The organism is Mesorhizobium sp. M0676, assembly GCF_040320535.1.
GTDB lineage: Bacteria > Pseudomonadota > Alphaproteobacteria > Rhizobiales > Rhizobiaceae > Mesorhizobium.
Map to the genome: position 1 here is coordinate 1 of NZ_JAMYPU010000074.1, position 1,478 is coordinate 1,478.

The following is a 1,478-nucleotide window of genomic DNA, read 5'->3' on the forward strand; positions in this document are numbered from 1 at the left end:
CTCTCTCGCAAGGGCCGATAAGCGATACCGTTGCCCACAACATGGCACGCAATGGTCTGCTGCAAGCAGCGCGTTGCAATGCCGAGGTCGTGCAAGCTCTCGGTCTTGGAAAGCGGATCGCTGCCCGATGGCAAAAGGCCAATGCCAAGTGTCTGGCCGCCAACCGGAAAGCTGGGGACGTGGCAGGTGGGCTGGGTGCCATTTCAAAGTCGCTGCGCGTGCTGCTGCAATCGGCCATTCTTGCCGTCGGTGCGTACCTTGTGGTCAGGGAAGAGGCTACGGCCGGGGTCATGATTGCCAGTTCGATCATGATGGGGCGTGCGCTGGCTCCGGTCGATCTCGCCATTTCAAGCTGGAAACCCTTCCTCATGGCGCGCCAGGGTTGGGCGCGGCTGGAGGACCTCTTGGAAAAGGTTCCTGAAACCGCTCCTGTCATGCTAATGCCTGCACCTGAACGCGAACTGCGCCTCGAAAGCGTGACAATCGTTCCGCCCGGCGAAAGCAAGCCGACCGTGACCGGCATTGCGTTTGCCATTCAGGCGGGAAGCGCACTCGGGGTCATCGGTCCATCGGGCTCGGGCAAGTCGACACTCTCGCGCGCCATCGTCGGCGCATGGACGCCGGTCGCCGGGAAGGTTCGCATCGACAGCGCAAGCCTCGATCAATGGGACCGGGAAGCACTAGGCCGTCACATCGGCTATCTGCCGCAAGGTGTTGAACTGTTCGACGGCACCATTGCCGAAAACATTGCTCGTTTTGAAGATGATCCTGACCCTGAGGCTATTGTCGCCGCGGCGAAGGCAGCGGGCACGCACGAACTGATCCTCCGATTTGAGCACGGATACGAAACTCCGATTGGTGAGGCCGGATCGGCACTTTCCGCCGGGCAGCGCCAGCTTATCGGTCTTGCCCGTGCCCTTTATCGAGACCCTTTCCTTGTTGTGCTGGATGAACCCAATGCCCATCTCGATGCGGAAGGCGAGGCTGCAGTCGTTAATGCGATCGCCTCCGTGCGCGAGCGCAAGGGCATTGCGGTTGTCGTCGCCCATCGGCCGAGCGCCATCCGCGCCGTGGATTTGGTGTTGGTGATGGAAGGTGGACGGCAGCGATCATTCGGTGCGCCTTCCAAAGTCCTGAAGGCCATCGAGTCTACACAGGATAACGTGGCAGAGCGCGCTGACATGGAGGATCCCGGTGTCCGGCATTCACCAGAACAATGACGTTCCGAGCTCCATTCGCCGCCACTTCCCTTGCTCGCAATGGGCAGTGCCGGCGCGACTCGGCAACACATCCCCATGCCCGTTCTTCCGAGGGCGGCTCAACCAGAACGACCGGTTACAAAGTTTCCTGGACCGTTCTTTGAGTGTGAATGTTCGGCCGATTGCCTGGGCGCGTCCCCGCCGCCTGCGAGCCCGCAACGGCTCGGCGAAGCGAACGAGAGTGCATCCATTTCGTAAATGTGTGCCTATCCAAGCAAT

1 protein-coding gene is annotated in these 1,478 nt (G+C 60.8%); it reads left to right on the forward strand.

Going from position 1 to position 1,478, the window contains the following annotated elements:
• Window positions 1-1,220 (forward strand): type I secretion system permease/ATPase (locus NKI35_RS31215; RefSeq protein WP_352557379.1); only part of this gene is annotated, 1,220 nt, incomplete at its 5' end.
• Window positions 1,221-1,478: the final 258 nt, after the last annotated feature.